Genomic DNA, 17,449 nt, shown 5'->3' with positions numbered 1-17,449 from the left:
GACGAAGCCGCAGACAGTACAGATAGTACGGCAAGGCGAGGCAACGCCGTACTGGTTTAAAGTTAATCCACTATATACGCTCATGAATAAGGCGGGACGCTTAAGGCTGCAAAGAATGCGGCAGTCCGTAAAGATGGCGTTTGCACGGCCTTTGCTATATCATTCCCTTATCTGAAACTAAGGAAAACATCATGTACGAAGTCAACCGCAGCGTCTTCCTGCTCATCCCGCTCGATCCTTTTTGGAACTGGCTGCAAACCCTGCCCGGTAATCATCTTGACGGTTTGACGCTTGAAGACATTCAAGCCGATGCCAATTCTTACCTCGTCCGTCCGTGTGAAACCGCCGACGAAGTATGGGACGAAATCGAAGCGCGGTTTGAAGACATTTTCGCTGCCGAACTTGCCGACTGGTGCGAAGATGAGAGCGAGTGGCCTGATTTGGACGCCGATATTTTCAACGAATGGTTCGACATACAGCTCTCCACCGTCATTACCGACCTCGAACACGAACCGCTCGCCCGTGAAGCCTTTCAACCCTTTAATCTGAACTGATGAACGTCCGCGTCCGCAATTACCATCTTGACGGCTACGGTCATGTCAACAACGCGCGCTATCTCGAATTTCTCGAAGAAGCGCGCTGGACATTTTTTGAGGAACACGGTTTCTTGTCCGAAATCGACGGCTTGATGCTGGTGGTTGTCCGCACCGACATCCGTTATCGCCGCGCCGCCGTCGAGGGCGACATATTACGCTTTGAAGGTCGTCTGAAAGAGCTGACCTCGCGTCATATTATCCTTACCCAAAACATCGTTTTGCCCAGCGGCAAAAATGCCGTCGAAGCCGAAAGTACGCTGATGGTTGTCAGCGCAGAAAGCGGGCGGAGCATCAGCATTCCCGAACCTCTATTTACCCTTTTAAAACAATACGCCGAAGCATGAAAAAACTCATTACCATTGCCGCAGTCGCCATTATCGGCGTGCTGCTCGCCATCGTCCTCATTCCGGATAACAAACCTGCTCCCGCATTCTCTTTGTCCGACCTGCAAGGCAAACCGGTGTCCAACGCCAATTTGCAAGGCAAAGTCAGCTTCATCAATTTCTGGTTTCCCTCCTGCCCGGGCTGTGTCAGCGAAATGCCCAAAGTCATCAAAATGTCCAAAGACTATCAAGGTAAAGACTTCCAAGTCCTCGGCATTGCCCAGCCGATAGACTCGTTGGAAAGCGTAAACCAATACGTCAAAGAATACGGCTTGCCTTTTACCGTCATGTTTGATGCCGATAAAGCCGCCGCCCAAGCGTTCGGTACGCAGGTTTACCCGACTTCTTTCTTGATCAATAAAAAAGGCGAAATCCTGAAAACCTTTGTCGGCGAGCCGGACTTCGCCGCGCTTTATCAGGAAATCGACAAAGAATTGGCGAAATAGTAATCAAAAAAGGGAGCAATGATGCGCCCTTATGTATTTATTGGGATAACGTGTTGATTCCTTTCTCGCAAATGCTGATTGATGCGGAAATGACAGCAGTTTCGGCAATATTGTTTTTGTGTGCCTTTCTTCATAACCTTAGATGATTTAAAAGGTCGTCTGAAAATCTAAATATCGGTTTTCAGACGACCTTTGTGTTTATAATGGATTAACTTTAAACCAGTACGGCGTTGCCTTGCCTTGCCGTACTATCTGTACTGTCTTCGGCTTCGTCGCCTTGTCCTGATTTAAAGTTAATCCACTATATCAAATACCTGTCAGACGCATTCTTGCAAACGATGTTTCCGATATTCAAATTCCCATGAAAAGACGTCGTCTGAAACGGATTTTCAGACGACGTTTGTCATTCACACCCCTAGCGGATTCATTCAGCTTTCTCCAGCAGTGCGAAGCCTTCCACTTTGTTTCTCGGTCTCGCGCCCTGCCAGATTTCCGTCCAACCTTGCGGCGCGTCGGTGTTTTTAGGCTGCTGCACCAGACGGTAGCGGCAGGCAGCGTCGTTGATATGGGGTTTCAATTCGCTGTATTGCGCCCAAGCGATACGGGCGCGGCGGTCTTCGGCGGCGATGCTGATACATTCGAGGTCGTCTGAAAGCCGTTGTTTCAGTTCGGGGGAGAGGGAGGCTTCCATTTGGAGGACGACGGGCGCATGACTTTTGGCGGCATCAAGCCACGGTAGGAACAGGGTCATCAGCAATGCCCACGCCAGCGTAACGCCTGCCGCCCAGTTGGTGACGGCTTGTCTGCCGCGGATGTTTTTACGGGTAATTGCCCACAGCCACAACGGGGTGAACAACAGGGCGACCGCCATCGGCATCGGGTCGATGTCAGGCGTGTAATACGGGCTGAAATAGGCGGCACGTTCGGCGAGTTTGGCAGGCCAGCCGTAGTTCATGGCGAAAAAGCCCGTCCACAGGAAGATGGCGAAAAGACCGAACGACATGATGCCGAACCAGTTGATAAACGCCGCCGCGCCGCGCCGCAGTCCGTCCAGTTGAGCCGCGCCGAGCAGGGCGAGCGGGGGCAGCAGCCAAACGAGGTTGTCTTGTAGGCGTTGCGGGCTGACGGCGAGAATGCTGAGGACGATGAGGAACCATGAAATACACAATACGCTCCAGTTTTTTTCGCGGATGCGGGGACGGCTTAACGTCCATGCGGCGAGCGGCCACGCGGGCAGGGTAAACCAGAGCAGGTTTTTCAGGTAATAGAACAGGCTGAAGGTCGTCTGAAAATCACCCAAACCGCCGAATGCGCCGAGCGAATGATGTTGCAGCCAGAAGGAAAAGAGTTCGGGCTGTATTCTGGAGAAGATGAGCGGGTAAACCGTCAACAGCGGCAGTCCGATGGCAAACGCGCCGACCAGTGTCAGGTAATAGCGTTTGACGCGCCATTTCTCATCGAGCAGCAGGGCGGGTGCTAAAAACATCAGCGCGGCGGTCATCAGATAGCCCGATGAAAGCGACAGCAACGCCCAGCCGAAGCCCAGCAACAGGGAGGAGGTAATGACGCGGCGTTGCGCCAACGAAAAGCCGCACAATATCATGCCCGATGCGGCAAAGGCGACCGAAGCGGGGTTGAGGAAGTGCGCGACCGAGAGCAGCCCGATGCTGCCGATCAGGATGAGGACGACGCTGCGCCCGTGGTGCCTGCCCAAAAAGTTGAATCCGGCAAAACCGCAGGCGGTCAGCCCGATAATCGTAAAGAAAACGCCCGCAAAACGCGCGGCATCATAAGCGTCCGCCGCCCAAGGCGACAACAGGTGTTTGAACGCCGCCGCCACCCACAAATAGACGGGCGGAATCTGAAAATCCGGCTGTCCCAACACATGGGCGACCAACGGCGTCGCGCCTGCGTCTAAGGCTTCGACGGCGGTAAAGACGGTGGGTTCGGCGGGATTCCACAAGTCGTGCGAAAACACGCCCGGCCACAGCCAGGCAAATGCCATCAGCAGCAAGAGCCAGGGTTTTTCATGGGTTTTGGCAGGTTGTCGCGGATCGGGCGGGGTGTAAGTGAGCATAGCTTTGAGGATGTTGAACGTATTTTCGTGTAGTTTAGCAAAGATTCGGCGGGAGGTCGTCTGAAAGGAGGGATTTGGTTTTTAATCTGGCGAAAATGCATTTTCAGACGACGTATAAAGCAAAAAAGACTGCATAAAATGCAGTCTTTTTATTTCAGTAGAGCGGCGATTAGCGTTTGAACAGGTTGCCGAATTTGTTGTTGAATTTGTCCACGCGACCGGTGGTGTCGACGATTTTTTGAGTGCCGGTGTAGAACGGGTGGCACAAAGAGCAAACCTCGATGTTGAAGTTGTCTTTTTCCAGCGCGGATTTGGTGACGAATTTGTTACCGCAAGAGCAGGTAACGTTGATTTCGTGGTAATTAGGGTGGATACCTTGTTTCATTTTGTTTCCTTTCGGTTAAGCGGGCATAGGGGATGTACCTATGCTTCAGACAAGAGTCGGATTCTCGCTGTTTTTTTCTGTTCCGTCAAGAGGATATTGCCCGAGAGAGGTTGGTCGGCGTTGCTTTTGTGTTCTTGAAATGATGATTGGGATAATAAGATGCTGAATTATTTATCATATTGTTTATTTTGGTAATTTTTTGAGAATTTTTGCTTTATTCTTGAACTTTGTGCAAAATAGGGGTCTGATGACAATATATTTGAAATGAGGAACCGTATAGGGATGAAGGCAAGAGTAAATGGTTTGATTCTGCGAGTAATCGGCGGTTTACTGCCGCCGTCTTATTGCAGCGTTTTGGGTTCGCCTGCTAAAAAAGTCCGTGGTTTTTTGGCAAAGAGAGTGTCGCCGCATATCGGCAAAAACGTCAATATCGAAAAAGGTGCGTATGTCATGCCGGATACGGTGATCGGCGATAACTCGGGTATCGGTGTTAATTGTGAAATATGCTATGGTTTGACAATAGGCAATGATGTCATGATGGGGCCGGAATGTTTGTTTTATTCTAATAATCACAAGTTTAATCGTGAGACTTTGAAATATGAGGGCTATACGGAAGTCAATCCGATTGTGATTGAAGATGATGTGTGGATCGGACGGCGCGCGATTATTATGGGTGGTGTCCGGATAGGCAAAGGAGCGGTTATCGGCGCGGGGGCGGTAGTAACCAAAGATGTACCACCGTATTGCGTAGCTGCGGGGAATCCTGCGGTCATTAAAAAGAACCTATTGGAAGATTGAGTACAAACATCACTGCTTTCAATCAAATATCAAAAGGTCGTCTGAAAAATGATTTTCAGACGACCTTTTTTCGTATCAAAGCAAATTAGCCGCGCCGCCAAGTCGTACCGCCAGCGTTGTCTTCCAGAATGATTTTGTGTTCGTTCAGAAGATCGCGGATGCGGTCGGACTCTGCCCAGTTTTTATCCGCGCGCGCTTGTTTGCGCTGGGCGATTAAATCTTCGATTTCTTCGTTGGAGAGGCCGTCTGAAACCGCGCCGCCTTGCAGGAACTCGGTCGGATCGCGTTGCAGCAGGCCGATGATGCCGCCCAAAGCTTTTAGGCAGCCGGCGAGGTACGCATCATTGGTTTTATTCACTTCGCCTGCCAGCTCAAACAATACGGCAACCGCTTCGACCGTACCGAAATCGTCGTTCATGGCAGCGTAGAAACGGCGGGTGTAGTCGTTGGCGTTTTCAGATAAGTCAAACTCAGCCGCTGGTGTGTTTTTCAACGTGGTGTACAGACGGGTCAGCGCACCTTTTGCATCGTCCAAATGCGCATCCGAGTAGTTCAGTGGGCTGCGGTAGTGGGCGCGCAGGATGAAGAAACGCACGACTTCAGGGTCGTATTGTTTCAATACTTCGCGGATGGTGAAGAAGTTACCCAACGATTTGGACATTTTTTCGCCGTCCACACGGATGAAGCCGTTGTGCAGCCAGTATTTAACGTGGCTGGCGATGCTTTGGCCGTGGTGAGTTTGCGCGTGGTCGTGGCCGCAGGTATGACCGCTGGCACCGACGCTTTGGGCGATTTCGTTTTCATGGTGCGGGAACTGCAAGTCCGCGCCGCCGCCATGGATGTCGAAAGTATCGCCGAACAGGTTTTCACTCATGGCAGAGCATTCGATGTGCCAACCCGGACGGCCGTTGCCCCAAGGGCTTTCCCATGCCGGTTCGCCTGCTTTGGCCGCTTTCCACAATACAAAATCAAGCGGATCGCGTTTGAAACCATCCACTTCCACACGCTCGCCTGCGCGCAGGTCGTCCAACGATTTGCCCGACAATTGTCCGTAAGCGGCAAACTCGCGCACGGCGTAGTAAACGTCGCCGTTTGCGGCAGGGTATGCCTTACCGTTTTGAATCAGGGCTTCAATCATGGCAATCATTTGCGGGATATTTTCCGTTGCCTTCGGCTCGATGTCGGGACGCAACACGCCCAAAGCATCGGCATCTTCATGCATAGCCTGAATGAAACGCGCGGTCAGTTCACCAATGGTTTCGCCGTTTTCAGCCGCACGGGCGATGATTTTGTCGTCTATGTCGGTAATGTTGCGCACATAAGTGAGCGGATAGCCGCACTCGCGCAGCCAACGGGCAATCATGTCGAACACAACCATCACACGGGCATGGCCTAAGTGGCAATAGTCGTAAACGGTCATGCCGCAAACGTACATGCGCACGTTTTTAGGGTCGATGGGGATGAAAGGTTCTTTTTGACGGGTCAGGGTGTTGTAGATGGTGGTCATGGGGTATTTGAACTTTCTGTAATCGTCCAAGGAACATACTTTTGGTTTAAGCAGGTTGAGATAACAACATGAGGATCAATAGCTTTCAATAACCTTTTTAATTTATCCTTTAAGTCCGACAAATTATAGATTTGACGTATTCCGTCTGGCTGCTCTATGTGTAAAACGATACGGATGTTTTTACATTTTAGGGATTCTTCAGCAAAGTTTTTTTCAATAGGATTATTTGCTTTAAATTTTGCTGAAACAATGCCCGCAAGCGTATCTTTTACTTTTAAAGCAATTTCCTGTTCTAAAGGCAGCTTTTCCGGATTACGCTGCCCAATTCTAAAATCTTTAATTTCACAAAGCCATAGTGTTTGATTTGCTTCGATTGCGATAAAGTCTATGGCTTTATTGCCTGTTGAACATTTATTTTCAAACTGTTTACGGTAGTGTGACCATTCATCGTATTTTGAGGTGATGCAATGTTCAGGAAATTCAAATTTCAATGAACCTTCGGTAATTGTCATTTGTTTTCCCTTAAATATCTAGATATCTTTCTGATTGTGCAAGATTTTCATTAAGAGCGACAATGGTTGATAAATCAGTTGTATCGTCGGCTTGTTCCAGTTTTACATCACCTTCACTTGCAATCAATGAAAAATAACGGCTTGATATGTTTTTCTCCTTTACTTTGAGGATCTCAAGCTCTCTCAATAAAAATAAAGAGTGTGTCGCAATGAAGACTTGAATGCCTTGTTGAGATAAAGACCAAATAATACGGGCAGCCACTTTGATCAATTTAGGATTCAGATTAGCTTCCGGTTCATCCCAAAATAGATAGCCTTTATCTAGCAATGCCCCTGTTGCGATTAACCGGGCAATCATGACAAATTTCCGCAAACCCTCTGCTACCAAAGGTGCTTCAATCTTACCGCCCGTATTTGTCAGCGATAGATAAAACCTTCCTTGTTCTTCAGATACTTTTCCTCCCATTGCGTTCTCAAGAGGTTCAAGTAATTCTCGAATTTTGGTTTCTCTGGGACCTTTGGCAAGCGGGTGATTTAATTGCATACAGGTATCAAACCAAGTTTCTTCGAAAGGGATGCTTTGGTTTTGATACAAAGAAGTGAACCAAGGGCAAAGTGTAATTAATTCACGGCTGGGTAAAAAGATAGGCGTCGGAGTATGTTCACTTTCTTTCAGCCCGATACTTTCGATATTGACTTGCGATGATGAATTGCTGGAAAAATTCAGCCTACTATGCGTAGTACCGTTTTGCAGTTTTAAAACAATTTCCGTACGTCCACGCCCCTGCAAACGTTTGCTCAACCTGCCCAAGGAATCGGGACGGAAAACATTCAGTAATTTATCGGCAAAACTTTTTTGCAATTCTGTTTTCAGTAATCTGTTTTTGGTGTTAGATGTTACTTCTAGCAGGCTGTATAAAATTTTTAACAAATGTGTTTTGCCACAACCGTTTTCGGCAACAATAACATTGAGATTTTCAGAAAATTCAAAAGTATCGTTTGGAAGAACGGTAAAGTTCGTCAACTCAAGCGACTGGATATATTGGTTAGATGACATTTTTAATCCATTTCAATCTTGCTTTAAGATTGTTTCAGACAACCTTTTTGTAGAACAAATATCGTCTGAAACCTTTTCTTTTTTCACTCCGGTTTAAACACACCTGTATCCGTTTTAGGCTGCTGCTCGGCAATCTCGGTATTTACCGCTGCCTGCTCCGCCTCCGCTTTTTCAGCTTCGATACGTTTTTTCTCGGCCAGGTATTGGTTGATTTGGTGTACCAACTCCTGCGTGCCTTGGTGGGTCAGCGCGCTGATTTGGAAGAGGCGCGGGGTTTCCATGTCGAATTGGAAGCGGTCGTCTGGTTTCAGGTAGTGCCAGCCGATGGCTTCGAGGAAGGCGGCGGTGCGCGCTTGGGCTTCTTCTTCGTCGAGCATATCAAGTTTGTTCAGCACCAGCCAGCGCGGTTTGCCGTAAAGTTCTTCGTCGTATTTGCGCAATTCGTTGATGATGGCGAGTGCTTCTTCGGCGGGGTTGACGGTTTCGTCGAAGGGTGCCAAATCGACGACGTGCAGCAGCAGGCCGGTGCGCGATAAGTGTTTGAGGAAGCGGTGGCCGAGACCTGCGCCTTCTGCCGCGCCTTCAATCAGACCGGGGATGTCTGCCATGACGAAGCTGTGATTTTCGTCGATACGCACGACGCCTAAGTTCGGGTGCAGGGTGGTGAAGGGGTAGTTGGCGATTTTGGGACGTGCGGCGGATACGGCGGTAATCAGGGTGGATTTACCGGCGTTGGGCATGCCTAATAAGCCGACATCGGCGAGGACTTTGAGTTCGAGTTGCAGGGAACGGGTTTCGCCTTCTTCGCCGGGCGTGGATTGTTTCGGGGCGCGGTTGACGGAGGATTTGAAGTGGATATTGCCCAAGCCGCCTTTGCCGCCCTTGGCGAGGCAGACGCGCTGGCCGTGGTGGGTGAGGTCGGCGACGATTTCGTCGGTGTCGAGGTCGCGGATAAGGGTGCCGACGGGCATTTTGAGGACGATGTCGTCCGCACCTGCGCCGTAGCGGTCGGAGCCGTGGCCTTTTTCGCCGTTTTTGGCTTGGTAGCGTTTGACGAAGCGGTATTCGACGAGGGTGTTGGTGTTTTCGTCGGCTTCTGCCCAGACGCTGCCGCCTTTGCCACCGTCGCCGCCGTCAGGACCGCCGCGCGGTACGAATTTTTCGCGGCGGAAACTGGTTGCGCCATTACCGCCTTTGCCTGCGGCGACTTCGATTTTTGCTTCGTCGATGAATTTCATGGTGTTCTCTTGTATTTTGGGTTTCAGACGACCTTTTGTGTCGGAGGTCGTCTGAAAAAATGGGAATGGGGGATATTATAAGGGATATGGGGGATGTGCGCCCGTTTCTCTGTCCTGCTTGGTTTTTTGCCTGATGTTTTGTGAAAACAGCCGTCCTGAAATCGCGGTTTCGGACGGCTGTTTGCTTTTTTGGGATTATTTGGCAGTTTTTTGTTCTTCGCGTACTTTGTCTGCAAGCAGGTCTATGGTTTTCATACCTGATTCCCAGTCGGCAAATTCGACTTTGTATTTGCCGCCGACAATGACGGTAGGCGTGCCGTCAATTTTGTAGGTGTTGGTCAGCTCTGCCATTTTGTCTGCGCGGGTTTGGCTTTCGGGGGATTCGTAGGCGGCGAGGACTTTTTTGCCGTCAAAAGCGGTTTGCTCGGCCAACCATTTTTTGAGGGTTTCAGGGTCTTGCAGTTTGACTTTCTGATTAACCATAGCATCAAAGATATGGCTGTTTGCAATGTCTTTGGTGTCTGCGACCGCCATATCGACGGCGGCAGCAAGGCGCGCCAACGGTTTCATCTCATCGCCCCAAACAACGTGTTCAGTACGAAGGTAGGTGTCGTCTTTGAAGGTTTTGGCGTGTTTGCTTAAAACGGGCTCGAGGTGGGCGCAGTGTGGACAGAAGTAGCCGAAAAATTCGAGGACTTCGACTTTACCTGCCTGCTGTTGGGGAATAGGTGTGCTGAGTGTGGTGTAGTTAAGCCCCTCAACTAAAGCGACAGGTGCAGCGGAAGCTGCTGAGGCTGCGGGCGCGCTGTCGGCAGGGACGCTGGTTTGGGCTTTGTTGTCGCAGGCGGTCAGGGCAAGCAGGGCGGCGGTAAGCGCCAAGGCTTTCAGTTTCATGTTTATTCCGTGATAGTTTGGTTAAATGGGAGATTTTATTGCATTTTGGCGGTTTGATATATGGTTTGATGTGAAAAAGACGGTTTCATGTAGGGAAATGATGGTTTCAGGCGATGTTGAAAGAGGTCGTCTGAAAAAAGTGTTCTGTTCAATTCTGTCGTACAATACGCGCTTTCAGACGACGTCTGGACTTTTGAAGGAATAAAACGGATGAATTTGTTAGGGGCTTTGGCCAAGGTCGGTAGCTTGACGATGGTGTCGCGCATACTTGGATTTGTGCGCGATACGGTAATTGCCCGAGCGTTTGGTGCAGGTATGGCGACCGACGCATTTTTTGTGGCTTTTAAACTGCCGAACCTGCTGCGCCGCGTATTTGCGGAAGGGGCGTTTGCACAGGCTTTCGTGCCGATTTTAGCGGAATATAAGGAAACGCGTTCGAAAGAGGCGACGGAGGCGTTTATTCGCCATGTGGCGGGGATGCTGTCGTTTGTCCTGGTGATTGTTACCGCGCTGGGTATTCTTGCCGCGCCTTGGGTAATTTGGATTTCCGCGCCCGGTTTTGCCAAGGAGGCGGACAAATTCCAGCTTTCCATCGATTTGCTGCGGATTACGTTTCCTTATATCTTATTGATTTCGTTGTCTTCCTTTGTCGGCTCGATACTGAATTCTTATCATAAGTTCAGCATTCCTGCGTTTACGCCGACGTTTTTGAATATTTCTTTTATTGTATTCGCACTGTTTTTCGTGCCGTATTTTGATCCTCCCGTTACCGCGCTGGCTTGGGCAGTCTTTGTCGGCGGGATTTTGCAGCTTGGCTTCCAACTTCCTTGGTTGGCAAAATTAGGTTTTTTGAAGTTGCCTAAGCTTAATTTCAAAGATGCGGCGGTCAACCGCGTGATGAAACAGATGGCGCCTGCGATTTTGGGCGTGAGCGTGGCGCAGATTTCTTTGGTTATCAACACGATTTTTGCTTCTTATCTGCAATCGGGCAGCGTTTCGTGGATGTATTACGCCGACCGCCTGATGGAGCTGCCCAGCGGCGTTTTGGGGGCAGCGCTCGGTACGATTTTGCTGCCAACTTTGTCCAAACATGCCGCCAATCAGAATAGGGAGCAGTTTTCCGGACTGCTCGACTGGGGTTTGCGCCTGTGTATGCTGCTGACCCTGCCGGCGGCGGTCGGTCTGGCGGTGTTGTCGTTCCCGCTGGTGGCGACGCTGTTTATGTACCGAGAATTCACGCTGTTTGACGCGCAGATGACGCAACATGCGCTGATTGCCTATTCTTTCGGTTTAATCGGCTTAATCATGATTAAAGTGTTGGCACCCGGTTTTTATGCGCGGCAAAACATCAAAACGCCCGTCAAAATCGCTATCTTCACGCTCATCTGCACGCAGTTGATGAACCTTGCCTTTATCGGTCCTCTGAAACACGTCGGGCTTTCGCTTGCCATCGGTCTGGGCGCATGTATCAATGCGGGATTGTTGTTTTACCTGTTGCGCAAACATGGTATTTACCAACCCGGTAAAGGGTGGGGGAGTTTTCTGGGTAAAATGCTGCTGTCGCTTGTCGTGATGGGTGGCGGATTGTGGGCGGCGCAGGCTTATCTGCCTTTTGAGTGGGTGCATGTCGGCGGTTTGCGTAAAGCCGGTCAGTTGTGCATCTTGATTGCGATAGGCGGCGGTTTGTATTTCGTTTCGCTGGCTGCGATGGGTTTTAGACCGAGAGATTTCAAACGGGTGGAAACGCACTGAATCGCAATTATCAATTATTATGGAAAGCTCGTCTGAAAACCGGATGCATAGGTTGGAAAGCTTGTCCCTTATTTCCTAGATGGTATGTTATAAAAATTATTAGTGTCTTTAATATTAAACTTGAAACTTAAAGACGCCGTAAATGTCTATTTTTAGTCGTTTACCTACTCAGCAGGATGCAGATTTATGTCGATAACTGTTTCATTAATTGTCCCCGTCTATAATGGTGGAAAGTTCGCGGCAGGTTTGTGCCGTCATTTTGCAGGTTTGCATAAGGCTGTCGAAGGGATAGAATTTATTGTTGTAAACGACGGTTCTACCGATGATACATCGGCTCAGTTCAGGCAGTTTTTCAATGAACATCCCGAATTGCAGGCGCAGTTGATTGATACGCCCAACGGCGGAGTCAGCAGGGCGCGCAATATCGGTTTGTCCAAAGTGCGCGGGGAATATGTGATGTTTATGGATCACGACGACAATGTTGATCCGCCGCTTATGACAGATTTGGTTGAAAAAATGAAACGTTCCGATGCGGATATACTCCAATTCAATGTTGATGCACGCTATCCTACCAATGAGGATGAGGTTATCGGTTTAGCGGATTATATGGACCGCTATCCGTTTTGGTCGTGCGTTTGGGCGTATATCTACAAACGCAACCTGTTGGAAAAAGCAGGTCTGAAATTTATCGAAGGCATGAAATATTTGGAAGACGGCGTATTTTTGACCGAGTATTTTTTGCAATGCAAAACCGTCATTGCCAGCAATACCGTTGTTTATGATTATGTCGACAACCCCGAATCCGCTATGCGCAGCAAGCGTACGCCCGAGCAGACGAAGAAATACCTCGACGACATCGGTTTGGCAGTAAGGGAATATACGCGCCTGCTCGCTACGCCTGGGCAGCCGCCTAAAGTTGCCCGCAGGTTATTGGAAATACGGGATTCCTTCCAATTCATCCATTTGGTTTCGATGCTTAAAAGCGGTGTTTCTACGGACGAACTGTTCCGCAGGCTGGAAGAAAACGGCTACGATTTCCGAATGGCGGGCTATCCCAGCAAATTCAACCGCCGCCGCGACGTACGCCTTTTGTGCCACGTATTCCGCAGCCGTTTGTTGTTAAAGCTTCTGGCGGCTTCCAAGATCATGGCGAAAGATTGACAGACTCAAAAAGGTCGTCTGAAAACCAATACAGGTTTTCAGACGACCTTTTTATTTCATCCTGCGCTTCAATCAGGCGTATCTTTCAACTCTGCGCCCAAATCCTTCAAACGCTGCAATACTTCGTCCCATGCTTTATCCAAATCGCGGCACGCTTCGCCTTCCGCCTTGATGCCGAATTCGATATGCGGTTTGACCGCCGTTCCGTCCGCATTCTGCCAGCCGACGCTGGGCAGGCTGTAAGAGAGCACGCCCGGGTAGGTGTGTTCGACGTATTCCATAATCGGCGCGACACGCGATTCGGGCTGACCGAATACATACACGCTGCGGCTGCCGCGTTCGGTTTGGTTGAAGCGGTCGGCGTAATAAGTATCCAAAACCCATTCCGCCATCGGGTGCGCCATCACGGGGAAGCCGGGGAAGAAATAATGTTCGCGGATGGAAAATCCGGCGATGTTGTTGAACGGGTTGGGCACAAGCTCTGCACCTACGGGAAAATCCGCCATTTTCAGGCGCTGGGCGTGTTCGGGGGCGTCAAGCGGTTCGCCGCGTTTAAGGGTAACGGCTTCGATGAACTTGGCGGCTTCGGGATGGCGGGCGACGGGCAAATCCAAAGCGGCGGCGGCAGCTTGGCGGGTGTGGTCGTCGGGCGTGGAACCGATGCCGCCGGTAACGAAAGTCGGCAGGCCGTCTGAAAAGCTGCGGCGCAGTTGTTTGACCAGCAAATCAGGTTCGTCGGGCAGGTATTGCACCTGATTGAGCTTCAGCCCGCGCGATTCCAGCAGGGATTTGAAAAAGGCGAAATGCTTGTCTTGGCGGCTGCCGTGCAGAATTTCATCGCCGATGATGATGAGGTTGAAAGCGTTCATGGATAGGATTCTTTACCGATGCCGTCTGAAAATGTTGATGGTACTTTAATTTATTCCCTCTCCCGTGGGAGAGGGTTAGGGAGAGGGCTGAGCTTGCGTTTTTCAAGCAGCGTTTGCTTAAGGGCTGCTGTCTGCACCCTCTCCCCAACCCTCCCCCACAGGGGAGGGAGTCGGGTTGCGGATGGCGTAAAGGTTGTCTGAAAAGATTTTCAGCGAAACGGGCAAGGCTCATTTTCAGACGACCTTGACGGCTGACAATGTGTTCTATTTATAAGATAATGAACTCCATTTTTCAAGTCCAAAGGATTCCCTCATGAGCCAAAACAATACTATCCTGCAACACCTCCCCATCGGTCAAAAAGTCGGCATCGCCTTCTCCGGCGGTCTTGATACCTCTGCCGCGCTGTTGTGGATGAAACTCAAAGGCGCGCTGCCTTATGCCTACACTGCCAACCTCGGTCAGCCCGATGAAGACGACTACAACGCCATTCCCAAAAAAGCGATGGAATACGGTGCGGAAAACGCTCGCCTGATTGATTGCCGCGCGCAGTTGGCACATGAAGGCATCGCCGCCATCCAATGCGGCGCGTTCCACGTTTCCACCGGCGGCATAGCCTATTTCAACACCACGCCTTTAGGCCGCGCCGTTACCGGCACCATGCTCGTTTCCGCCATGAAGGAAGACGACGTCAACATTTGGGGCGATGGCAGCACCTACAAAGGCAACGACATCGAGCGTTTCTACCGTTACGGCCTCTTGACCAATCCCGCGCTGAAAATCTACAAACCTTGGCTCGACCAACAATTTATCGACGAACTCGGCGGCCGTCACGAAATGAGCGAATTTCTGATTGCCAACGGTTTCAACTACAAAATGTCGGTGGAGAAAGCCTATTCCACCGATTCCAATATGCTCGGCGCAACGCATGAAGCCAAAGACTTGGAATTTCTCAATAGCGGCATCAAAATCGTCAAGCCCATCATGGGCGTTGTCTTCTGGGACGAAAACGTCGAAGTCAAACCCGAAGAAGTCAGCGTGCGCTTTGAAGAAGGCGTGCCGGTTGCATTGAACGGCAAAGAATACACCGACCCCGTCGAACTCTTCCTCGAAGCCAACCGCATCGGCGGACGCCACGGCTTGGGCATGAGCGACCAAATCGAAAACCGCATCATCGAAGCCAAATCGCGCGGCATCTATGAAGCCCCGGGCATGGCATTGTTCCACATCGCCTACGAACGCTTGGTTACCGGCATCCACAACGAAGACACCATCGAACAATACCGCATCAACGGCCTGCGTCTCGGCCGACTGCTCTACCAAGGCCGCTGGTTTGACAGCCAAGCCCTCATGTTGCGCGAAACCGCCCAACGCTGGGTTGCCAAAGCCATTACCGGCGAAGTAACCCTTGAATTGCGCCGCGGCAACGACTACTCGATTCTGAACACCGAATCGCCCAACCTGACCTACCAACCCGAACGCCTGAGCATGGAAAAAGTCGAAGACGCCGCGTTCACCCCGCTCGACCGCATCGGCCAGCTCACCATGCGCAACCTCGACATCACCGACACCCGCGCCAAATTGGGTATCTACTCGCAAAGCGGTTTGCTGTCGCTGGGCGAAGGTTCGGTATTGCCGCAGTTGGGTAATAAGAAATAAGGTTTGCTGTTTTGCATTATTAGCAACTTAAGGGGTCGTCTGAAAAGATGATCCCTTATGTTAAAAGGAATCCTATGAAAGAATACAAAGTCGTCATTTATCAGGAAAACCAGTTGTCCAGCCTGGTTTTCGGCGCAGCCAAAGTCAATCCCGTCAAATTCAGCGCGTTTCTCAACAGCCAAACCTCTGAAGGCTGGCGTGTCGTTACTATGGAAAAAGACCAACGCCGTATGCTGCTGTTTTTTGTGCGTGAAGCCTATCTCGTCATCTTGGAGCGGGAACGTGTTTAAGCTCGGCGTTTATGCCTGTCTCGGGCTGTTCGTCGGCTGGGTGTTGCTGCTGATTTTGCAACTTTGGTTTTCTTTTATCGAAGCAGAATTGTTCATCAAAATCACCCTGACCATGGCGGGGCTGTTTGTCATCATTCTCACCGCCTTGCTGGTGTTTGGTCAGTATTTTTCCGAAAAGAAAATGAAAGACGACGGGTTTATCAACTGATGCGTCTCCGGACAAAACCTGCTTCCAAATCATAAAAAAGGTCGTCTGAAAACTGAATTTCAGACGACCTTTGTGTTTCTGCGTCCTGCGTTAGAACGATTTGACCAGCGACAGACCGACTTCGTTTTGTTTGTAGCTGTACAGCCAGTCGGTGTTGCCGTGGACGCGGCGGTGTTTGTAGCTGAGGACGGGCTTGAGTCCGCCGAATTTCCAGCGGTCCGCGCCTATGCTGAGGCGGTAGGTTTGCTCTTTGTCGCGGCGGCGTTGTTCGAGTACGGCGTTTTCTTCGCGGTGGCTGCGGATGCCGAAGGCGGCGGAGGCGGAGGCGTCGAAGCCGGCTTCAAACATTTTTGCCGCGCCCAGCCGTGCGGAGATGAGGCGGTAGCTGTCCACCGGTTCTTTGGCTTTGCGCTGCTGCCAGTCTATGCCGCCGTAGAGCATGAGGTCGTTGCGCGGGAAGTAGGATAGGGTGTTGTAAACGGAGAAGAGGCTGCCGTCGAGCAGGCGGGTTTTGTCGGAATAGGAGAGGTGTTTCCACTCGGCTTCGGTGTTCCATGTCCAGCTGCCTTTGTCGAGGTTCCACTCGCTGCGTACGCCGTAGGCGCGGTTGAGGGTTTTGCCGCCGCTGCCGTTCCATTCGACAAGCGGGGCGAGGGCGAAGGTGTGGCGGTGGTTTTCAAACTGGTAGCCTGCGCTGAGGTTGAGCGTGTGTTCGTTGAAGTCTTTATGGTCGCGGTAGAAGCGGCCGTAGCCGAGCGCGCGGGCGGCGATGCCGTGATGCCCTTTAATCTGCCAGCGGCGGACGGCGGCGGCTTCGTATTTGATGCCGTTGGCGGAAATGGGCTTGTCGCCAGAAAATTCTTCCCAGCATTCGCCGTCGATTTCGGTTTTACACCACACTTTGCCGCTGGCTTCGTTGATGTTGCTGTTGTGGACGGCGCCGACGGAAAGGCTGCCCTGCCAGCTTTGGCGTTGGTTTAAGGAGTCGCGGAAATGTCCGATGTTTTCTTTGACGGCTTCGGGCAGATCTTCGTTTTGAAGGCGCATAAATTCGGAAGTGGCTTCGCGATTCAGACGACCTTCAAAGAGCAGGCGGGCGTAATCGAGGCGTCCGCGCGTGAAGTCGGGGTGGCGTTGCAGCAGGGTTTCGTAGTCTTGTTTGGCGGCTTTCCATCTGCCTTCGCCGCGGGCGAGCGAGGCGCGGGCAAAGAGGGCGATGTCAGGGTCGTATTCGGTTTGCTGTGTATAACGCTCGAGCAGCGGGCGTACGGTTTGCCAGTCGCTGTGGTTGACGGCGTTAAACAGGGCTTCGCCTTGGTCGGCTTCGGGGTCGGTTTCGGGGTCGGTTTCGGCTGTCTGCCCGATGTTTTCGGAGGGAATGTCGAGGCGGTATTCGCGCACTTTTTGTTCCTGTTCCTGCATGGTTTGGCGGGTGTCCTGCCACAGGCGTTGCGCGGTACGGTCGTCTGAAAAGTCAGAACGGGGCGCGGCAAGGACGGGGGCGGCGAGAAACAGGAGAAGGCAGGCAGACGGTTTGTACATGGTGTCGGCTTTCCGGTCGGCGGTTTTCAGACGACCTTGAGAAGGTTGGTGGGCTGGTGTTTAAAAAAGCCTGCATG

General features: G+C 51.1%; 18 protein-coding genes. 9 read left to right on the top strand and 9 right to left on the bottom strand.

Translation table 11 applies throughout. From position 1 onward, the window contains the following. The first annotated feature begins 191 nt into the window (after positions 1-191). From AC5M9B_RS06475 to AC5M9B_RS06465, 3 genes are read left to right on the top strand one after another with little or no spacing between them, the layout of a single operon-like run. On the top strand, positions 192-554 hold the full coding sequence (locus AC5M9B_RS06475; RefSeq protein WP_016686442.1) for a hypothetical protein: 363 nt from the start codon (positions 192-194) through the stop codon (positions 552-554). Further along, positions 554-940 (top strand): acyl-CoA thioesterase, encoded by a 387-nt coding sequence (locus AC5M9B_RS06470; protein ID WP_016686441.1) that lies wholly within the window; start codon positions 554-556, stop codon positions 938-940. Before AC5M9B_RS06475 ends, AC5M9B_RS06470 begins: the two co-directional genes overlap by 1 nt. After that, positions 937-1,425 carry a TlpA family protein disulfide reductase gene (locus tag AC5M9B_RS06465; protein ID WP_070655397.1) on the top strand — a complete coding sequence of 163 codons (489 nt, stop codon included), beginning with the start codon at positions 937-939 and terminating at the stop codon, positions 1,423-1,425. Before AC5M9B_RS06470 ends, AC5M9B_RS06465 begins: the two co-directional genes overlap by 4 nt. A gap of 424 nt (positions 1,426-1,849) precedes the next feature. Here AC5M9B_RS06465 and AC5M9B_RS06460 read toward each other — a convergent pair whose 3' ends face one another. Together AC5M9B_RS06460 and rpmE are read right to left on the bottom strand one after the other, a co-directional pair. Next, positions 1,850-3,502, bottom strand: coding sequence for an ArnT family glycosyltransferase (locus AC5M9B_RS06460; RefSeq protein WP_070655399.1), 1,653 nt, complete (start codon positions 3,500-3,502; stop codon positions 1,850-1,852). A 169-nt stretch (positions 3,503-3,671) separates the two neighbouring features. Next, positions 3,672-3,887: a 50S ribosomal protein L31 gene (rpmE, locus tag AC5M9B_RS06455; protein ID WP_003741450.1), complete on the bottom strand. Its 216-nt coding sequence runs from the start codon at positions 3,885-3,887 to the stop codon at positions 3,672-3,674. Between the two features lie 282 nt (positions 3,888-4,169). Here rpmE and AC5M9B_RS06450 point away from each other — a divergent pair, with 282 nt between their 5' ends. Then, a complete protein-coding gene (locus tag AC5M9B_RS06450) occupies positions 4,170-4,685 on the top strand; it encodes an acyltransferase (protein ID WP_070655401.1) in 516 nt (171 codons plus the stop codon). A gap of 85 nt (positions 4,686-4,770) precedes the next feature. On the opposite strand, the gene cysS is transcribed toward AC5M9B_RS06450, so the two are convergent. The 5 genes from cysS to AC5M9B_RS06425 all read right to left on the bottom strand — a co-directional run bounded on the left by cysS (position 4,771) and on the right by AC5M9B_RS06425 (position 9,893). After that, positions 4,771-6,192: a cysteine--tRNA ligase gene (gene cysS / locus AC5M9B_RS06445; RefSeq protein WP_070655403.1), complete on the bottom strand. Its 1,422-nt coding sequence runs from the start codon at positions 6,190-6,192 to the stop codon at positions 4,771-4,773. Continuing rightward, entirely contained in the window at positions 6,189-6,704 is a 516-nt protein-coding gene (locus AC5M9B_RS06440; RefSeq protein ID WP_019269889.1) for a hypothetical protein, read from the bottom strand. The genes cysS and AC5M9B_RS06440 overlap by 4 nt, the downstream gene beginning before the upstream one ends. 10 nt (positions 6,705-6,714) lie before the next feature. Beyond that, positions 6,715-7,761, bottom strand: a complete 1,047-nt coding sequence (locus AC5M9B_RS06435) for an AAA family ATPase (RefSeq protein ID WP_019269890.1) — start codon at positions 7,759-7,761, stop codon at positions 6,715-6,717. An 83-nt stretch (positions 7,762-7,844) separates the two neighbouring features. Then, positions 7,845-8,999 carry a GTPase ObgE gene (gene obgE, locus AC5M9B_RS06430; protein WP_019269891.1) on the bottom strand — a complete coding sequence of 385 codons (1,155 nt, stop codon included), beginning with the start codon at positions 8,997-8,999 and terminating at the stop codon, positions 7,845-7,847. Positions 9,000-9,194: 195 nt separating this feature from the next. Then, complete coding sequence (locus AC5M9B_RS06425; RefSeq protein WP_070655407.1) at positions 9,195-9,893, bottom strand: thiol:disulfide interchange protein DsbA/DsbL; 699 nt, start codon at positions 9,891-9,893, stop codon at positions 9,195-9,197. Positions 9,894-10,103: 210 nt separating this feature from the next. On the opposite strand from AC5M9B_RS06425, the gene murJ reads away from it, so the two are divergent. Further along, on the top strand, positions 10,104-11,645 hold the full coding sequence (gene murJ, locus AC5M9B_RS06420) for a murein biosynthesis integral membrane protein MurJ (RefSeq protein WP_487648401.1): 1,542 nt from the start codon (positions 10,104-10,106) through the stop codon (positions 11,643-11,645). A 186-nt stretch (positions 11,646-11,831) separates the two neighbouring features. After that, positions 11,832-12,806 (top strand): glycosyltransferase, encoded by a 975-nt coding sequence (locus AC5M9B_RS06415; RefSeq protein WP_487648400.1) that lies wholly within the window; start codon positions 11,832-11,834, stop codon positions 12,804-12,806. A 68-nt stretch (positions 12,807-12,874) separates the two neighbouring features. On the opposite strand, the gene AC5M9B_RS06410 is transcribed toward AC5M9B_RS06415, so the two are convergent. After that, positions 12,875-13,675, bottom strand: coding sequence for a competence/damage-inducible protein A (locus AC5M9B_RS06410; protein ID WP_146736171.1), 801 nt, complete (start codon positions 13,673-13,675; stop codon positions 12,875-12,877). Positions 13,676-13,988: 313 nt separating this feature from the next. On the opposite strand from AC5M9B_RS06410, the gene argG reads away from it, so the two are divergent. From argG to AC5M9B_RS06395, 3 genes are all read left to right on the top strand, one after another. Next, positions 13,989-15,332 carry an argininosuccinate synthase gene (argG, locus tag AC5M9B_RS06405; RefSeq protein ID WP_455007405.1) on the top strand — a complete coding sequence of 448 codons (1,344 nt, stop codon included), beginning with the start codon at positions 13,989-13,991 and terminating at the stop codon, positions 15,330-15,332. A gap of 74 nt (positions 15,333-15,406) precedes the next feature. Further along, the gene (locus tag AC5M9B_RS06400) at positions 15,407-15,622 is read left to right on the top strand and encodes a DUF4177 domain-containing protein (RefSeq protein WP_016687229.1); all 216 of its coding nucleotides are present in this window, start codon (positions 15,407-15,409) and stop codon (positions 15,620-15,622) included. Continuing rightward, entirely contained in the window at positions 15,615-15,830 is a 216-nt protein-coding gene (locus AC5M9B_RS06395; RefSeq protein ID WP_146736173.1) for a hypothetical protein, read from the top strand. The genes AC5M9B_RS06400 and AC5M9B_RS06395 overlap by 8 nt, the downstream gene beginning before the upstream one ends. 90 nt (positions 15,831-15,920) lie before the next feature. Here the strand turns inward: AC5M9B_RS06395 and AC5M9B_RS06390 are convergent, their stop codons facing one another. Further along, positions 15,921-17,372, bottom strand: coding sequence for a surface lipoprotein assembly modifier (locus tag AC5M9B_RS06390; RefSeq protein WP_487648399.1), 1,452 nt, complete (start codon positions 17,370-17,372; stop codon positions 15,921-15,923). Positions 17,373-17,449: the final 77 nt, after the last annotated feature.

Source organism: Neisseria flava, from assembly GCF_982712965.1.
Note: the sequence above shows the minus strand (reverse complement) of the source record. Positions and strands in the feature narration are given on the sequence as shown.

Bases quoted from the DNA above. Each gene is read 5' to 3' on its own strand.
- murJ (WP_487648401.1), top strand. From the start codon at position 10,104: ATGAATTTGTTAGGGGCTTTGGCCAAGGTCGGTAGCTTGACGATGGTG.
- AC5M9B_RS06470 (WP_016686441.1), top strand. From the start codon at position 554: ATGAACGTCCGCGTCCGCAATTACCATCTTGACGGCTACGGTCATGTC.
- AC5M9B_RS06410 (WP_146736171.1), bottom strand. From the start codon at position 13,675: ATGAACGCTTTCAACCTCATCATCATCGGCGATGAAATTCTGCACGGC.
- AC5M9B_RS06475 (WP_016686442.1), top strand. From the start codon at position 192: ATGTACGAAGTCAACCGCAGCGTCTTCCTGCTCATCCCGCTCGATCCT.
- argG (WP_455007405.1), top strand. From the start codon at position 13,989: ATGAGCCAAAACAATACTATCCTGCAACACCTCCCCATCGGTCAAAAA.
- AC5M9B_RS06465 (WP_070655397.1), top strand. From the start codon at position 937: ATGAAAAAACTCATTACCATTGCCGCAGTCGCCATTATCGGCGTGCTG.
- AC5M9B_RS06435 (WP_019269890.1), bottom strand. From the start codon at position 7,761: ATGTCATCTAACCAATATATCCAGTCGCTTGAGTTGACGAACTTTACC.
- AC5M9B_RS06460 (WP_070655399.1), bottom strand. From the start codon at position 3,502: ATGCTCACTTACACCCCGCCCGATCCGCGACAACCTGCCAAAACCCAT.
- cysS (WP_070655403.1), bottom strand. From the start codon at position 6,192: ATGACCACCATCTACAACACCCTGACCCGTCAAAAAGAACCTTTCATC.
- AC5M9B_RS06415 (WP_487648400.1), top strand. From the start codon at position 11,832: ATGTCGATAACTGTTTCATTAATTGTCCCCGTCTATAATGGTGGAAAG.
- AC5M9B_RS06390 (WP_487648399.1), bottom strand. From the start codon at position 17,372: ATGTACAAACCGTCTGCCTGCCTTCTCCTGTTTCTCGCCGCCCCCGTC.
- AC5M9B_RS06400 (WP_016687229.1), top strand. From the start codon at position 15,407: ATGAAAGAATACAAAGTCGTCATTTATCAGGAAAACCAGTTGTCCAGC.
- AC5M9B_RS06450 (WP_070655401.1), top strand. From the start codon at position 4,170: ATGAAGGCAAGAGTAAATGGTTTGATTCTGCGAGTAATCGGCGGTTTA.
- obgE (WP_019269891.1), bottom strand. From the start codon at position 8,999: ATGAAATTCATCGACGAAGCAAAAATCGAAGTCGCCGCAGGCAAAGGC.
- rpmE (WP_003741450.1), bottom strand. From the start codon at position 3,887: ATGAAACAAGGTATCCACCCTAATTACCACGAAATCAACGTTACCTGC.
- AC5M9B_RS06425 (WP_070655407.1), bottom strand. From the start codon at position 9,893: ATGAAACTGAAAGCCTTGGCGCTTACCGCCGCCCTGCTTGCCCTGACC.
- AC5M9B_RS06440 (WP_019269889.1), bottom strand. From the start codon at position 6,704: ATGACAATTACCGAAGGTTCATTGAAATTTGAATTTCCTGAACATTGC.